The following is a 4325-nucleotide window of genomic DNA, read 5'->3' as shown; positions in this document are numbered from 1 at the left end:
GACAACGCCTACGGCCTGACCAAGGCCCTGATGACCAGCCGCTACCGGGGTTTCAGCTTGGTGACGATGATGCCGCGCTTGGTCAGCTCCTTGAAATCCTTGGCCTTGGTGAGCAGGGTGGGGATGTTGAAGCTTTCCAGGGTTTGCAGGAGCAACTGCATCAGTTCCTTGCTGGCCTTGGCCTCCATGACCACGATGGCCGGTTCGCGGGCGGCGATGAGCTCCTGGGCCACGTCCCAGGGGGCCTTGAAGGTGCGGCCGTCGTCGAGACGGTAGAGGGTTTCGTTCACGCGCACGACGCTGGCTGCGGCCGGGGCGGCTGTGGCGGCGAAAAGGCACAGGGCGATCACGGCGGCGCACAGGACCGCCGGGCGGCGCGGAAAACGGGCATTTTGCATGGCGGGGCTCCTGGTCCGGGTGGCGGGATATGGCCCTGGCGAAAGAAACGAGGCCACGCGACACGTCCAACCCGTGGACATCGCGACGGAAACAGTATAAAAGCGAAACCTCAATTCCCGCAAGACAAGGAGCAGGCCCATGCAACTCGATTTCTCCGGTCTTATCGTCCTTTTCGGTATCCTGTCCGTCCTGGTGGCAGCGCTGACCATCAAGTATCAGCAGGAAAACAAGCCCAAGGATATCGACTGGTAGAGACGGGGCTTCCCGTTTTGGCGGTGTCCACGCCTGACGCCCCGGACGTGTTCATGAGTTCTGCGTTGTCGCCCACGCGGCGGACGGCGCGTTTTTTTGTCGCCTTCTGGCGCCGGAAACCCCGAAGTGGGGTTACTTGCGCCGAAACTGCCTCTTGTCCCCCACCCGCACGGTGATCTTTTCCTTGTCCATGTATTCCAGGTAGGGGATGGCGAACTTGCGCGACAGCCCGGCGATGTCCTTGAAATTGGCCGGGTCCATCTCTTTCGCCGTCTCGAAATACGCCGCCACCCGCTCCACCAGATCCTTGAAGGCCGGGGCCGCGCAGAACATGTCTTCCTTGATCTTGACCAGGTGCCCCTGGGCCAGAAGCAGCTTGTAGACCGGCTGGGCGTCCTTGAAGGTCAGGTTCAGGGGCTCCAGCACGTCTTTTAAATTGGGCGGGGTCAGGCCCCCGTCGTCGTAGATTTTTTTCAGCGTCTCAAAGAGCTTGGCCTGATCCGAGGCCATGGACACCTTGTGGTCCGGCAGGCGCAAAAGCTCCTGGTCGGCAGCCAGCCTGCCGGTTTTCAGCTGCCGCTCCACCAGGAAATGGAAGAGCTTGGGGAAAAGCGCCTTGCCGAAGGTGGAGGCCAGTTCCCCCCGGGGCAGCCCCTGCTTCATGGGCTCGCGCTTGTGGAAGGCGGCCACGGCGCCAAGCAACCCGTCCGACAGGGCGGCGATGACCGAGGCCGCCACGTAGACCCGGCCTTCCCTGCCCTCGCGGTCGACCAGCGCCGCCTCGCCCTTGTCGCACAGCTTGCCCAGGGCCTTTTCCAGCTCCCGCGATTCCAGGTCGCTTAAGACCATGAGCCGGGCGAAGCTTAGGCCCTCGGCCCCGGCCAGCTCCAACTGCACCGGGATGACTTCCTCCCGGGCGGCCGCGCCCAGGCGGCGCAGCGGTTCCAGTTCGGCCTCGGCGAAACGCTTCACCTTGCGGCCAAGCGGCGAGACGATGCGACCTCCGGCCACGGTACGCAGCGGCGAATAGGCGCGCACCACGCATCTGTCGCCGAAGACCCCGGCCAGGGGCTCGGTGAAGCGCACCTGGCATACGGCCGTCTCGCCGGGTTCGAGCTTCTCCCGGTCCAGCAGGAAGATGCGGGCCAGGGTCTCCTTGGTGCCGTGGTGGAAATGGATTTCCGTACGGTGCTTGATGGAGCGCGGGCAGGAGGCCAGACAGGTCAGCTCCACATCCCACACCAGACTCGGAAACAGCGTGCCCGGCAACGCCAGCACCTCGCCGCGCTCCAGGTCGTCCACCTCGAGCCCCGGCAGGTTCACGGCCGTGCGCCGTCCGGCCGGGGACTCCTGCACGGGCTCGCCATGCGACTGGAGGTTGCGGATCTTGGACGTGGTTTCCTTGGGGTAGGCCACCACGTCGTCGCCGACCTTGAAGCTTCCGGCGATGAGCGTGCCGGTGACCACCGTGCCGTAGCCCCGAAGCGTGAACACCCGGTCGATGGGCAGCCTCGCCAGGTCCGAGCGGCGGCGCGGCTGGTAGGTGTCCACCAGTTCGGCCAGGGCGGCCCGAAGCGCATCAAGGCCCTGGCCGGTGTGGGCCGAGACCGGGTAGATGGGGGCCTCGGCCAAAAAGGTCGTGGACAGGTAGTTCGCCACATCCTCCTTGACCATCTCCAGCCATTCCTCGTCCACCATGTCGGTCTTGGTCAGGGCCACCAGACCGGTTTTGATGCCGAGCAAGGTGCAGATTTCCAGATGCTCGCGGGTCTGGGGCATGATGCCCTCGTCGGCGGCGATGACCAGGGTCACGAAGTCGATGCCTGCCGCGCCCGCCACCATGTTTTTGACGAACCGCTCATGGCCGGGAACGTCGATGATCCCGAGCCGCCTATCGCCGGGCAGGTCCAGGAAGGCGAAGCCGAGTTCGATGGTGATGCCGCGCTTTTTTTCCTCGACCAGACGGTCGCAGTCGATGCCCGTTAGGGCCTTAATCAGCGTGGTCTTGCCGTGGTCGATGTGCCCGGCGGTACCCATGATGACCGGCATGGAGCGTCCTTTCCGCGCTGGGGCGGGGTCGTGCGAGTGGGCAGGGGGAAAGCCTGCGGCGACCTCACCAGGGAGAATACGCGCGTATTCTCCCTGGGATGCCGCATCAGCTCTGCAAAAAGGCCTTGTAGGCCAGCATGGTGGCGTACAGGTCGGCCACGCTGGACAGCTCGAAGGGGCTGTGCATGGACAGAACCGGCGGCCCGAAGTCGATGACGTCCATGCCGTACACGGCCAGAAACTTGGCCACCGTGCCGCCGCCGCCGTGGTCCACCTTGCCCAGTTCCGCCATCTGCCAGGGCACCCCGGCCTTGGCCAGGACGCTGCGCAGCCAGGCCACGTATTCCGGATGCGCGTCGTTGGCCCCCACCTTGCCCCGGTGCCCGGTGAACTTGCAAAAGCACGGCCCGTAGCCCAGAAGTGCGGCATTGAGCTTTTCGTGCAAGTCCTGGTAGTCCGGGTCCATGGCCGCATGCACGTCGGCCGACAGGGCCTTGGACTTTTCGTAGATGCGGCGCGGCTTGGCCCTGGGCTCCCACCCGGCAACCAGATCCTCCAGGCAGTATTCGAAAAAGTGCGACTTGGCCCCGGTGGACCCTTCCGAGCCGATCTCCTCCTTGTCCCAGAAAAGGACCACCTGGGTGTGCTCCGGGCGCGGCGCGGCCAAAAGGGCCATGAGCCCGGCATAGACGCAGATGCGGTCGTCCTGGCCGAAGCCGCCGATGATGCCGCCGTCCAGGCCCACACGCCGGGCCGCCCCGGCGGGCACGGCCTGGAGCTCGGCGCTGTAGAGGTCTTCCTCGGTGATGCCGTAGCGGGCGTTGAGCAGCTCAAGCACCTTGTGCTTGATGGGGCTTTTGCCGTTGCCCTTGTCCTTGGCCGGTTTCTTGCCTTCCTCGGCCGGGCTGTGGCCCAGGATGATGTTCAGCTTTTCGGCCTCGAAGGCGTCCGACAGCTTCTTGTCCGCCTGCTTGTAGGCCAGGTGCGGCAGCAGGTCGGAGATGGCGAACACGGGGTCGCTGGGCTCTTCGCCGATGCTGACCGGGACGACCGTGCCGTCTTTTTTGACCACCACGCCATGCAGGGCCAGGGGACGCGCCAGCCATTGGTGCTTGCGGATGCCGCCGTAGTAGTGGGTCTTGGCCTGGGCCACGGCGCATTCCTGGTACAGCGGGCGTTGCTTGAGATCCAGGCGCGGGGTGTCGGCGTGCGCGCCCACCAGCCGAAATCCCGCCGACAGCGGCCGTTTGCCCTTGCGGGCCGCGAAAAGCGTCTTGCCCTTGGCCACGCGAAAGACCGCGTCGCCCTTGAAGTCGCCAGCCGCGCTCTCCACAAATCCGGCCTTGCGCAACGCGCCGCGCACATATTCCACGGTCTCGCGTTCGGTCTTGCAGCGGCTCAAAAAGTCCATGTAGCCCACGGCCAGTTTTTCCATGGCCGTTTTCGATTTTTTATCCGTATACACGTCCCAGCAATTTTTCGTTTCAAATTCCAGCTCGATCATGCGGTCTCCTTTTTGGGTAGCGGAGGAATCGGGAGGGGAACCCCTTTTTGAAAAAAGGGGTTCCCCGATGAACTGATTGTTATTAATAAAGCGAGTGGACTGATTAGTATCGCTAGTGATA

At 64.2% G+C, this 4325-nt stretch carries 3 protein-coding genes; all 3 read right to left on the bottom strand.

Annotation, left to right across the window (positions count from 1 at the left end; all coding sequences use genetic code 11):
- Positions 1-41: 41 nt before the first annotated feature.
- A complete protein-coding gene (locus V3572_RS07975; protein WP_332110453.1) occupies positions 42-398 on the bottom strand; it encodes a hypothetical protein in 357 nt (118 codons plus the stop codon).
- Between the two features lie 385 nt (positions 399-783).
- On the bottom strand, positions 784-2700 hold the full coding sequence (gene selB / locus V3572_RS07970) for a selenocysteine-specific translation elongation factor (protein ID WP_332110452.1): 1917 nt from the start codon (positions 2698-2700) through the stop codon (positions 784-786).
- 106 nt (positions 2701-2806) lie between these two features.
- Positions 2807-4204 carry an aminopeptidase gene (locus V3572_RS07965; protein ID WP_332110451.1) on the bottom strand — a complete coding sequence of 466 codons (1398 nt, stop codon included), beginning with the start codon at positions 4202-4204 and terminating at the stop codon, positions 2807-2809.
- Positions 4205-4325 lie beyond the last annotated feature (121 nt).

The organism is Desulfolutivibrio sp. (assembly GCF_036584575.1).
Taxonomy (GTDB): Bacteria; Desulfobacterota; Desulfovibrionia; order Desulfovibrionales; family Desulfovibrionaceae; genus Desulfolutivibrio.
This window is presented reverse-complemented; position numbering and strand designations above follow the sequence as displayed.

Excerpts from the sequence above, each read along its gene's own strand:
- V3572_RS07975 (WP_332110453.1), bottom strand. The coding sequence starts at position 398 with ATGCAAAATGCCCGTTTTCCGCGCCGCCCGGCGGTCCTGTGCGCCGCC.
- selB (WP_332110452.1), bottom strand. The coding sequence starts at position 2,700 with ATGCCGGTCATCATGGGTACCGCCGGGCACATCGACCACGGCAAGACC.
- V3572_RS07965 (WP_332110451.1), bottom strand. The coding sequence starts at position 4,204 with ATGATCGAGCTGGAATTTGAAACGAAAAATTGCTGGGACGTGTATACG.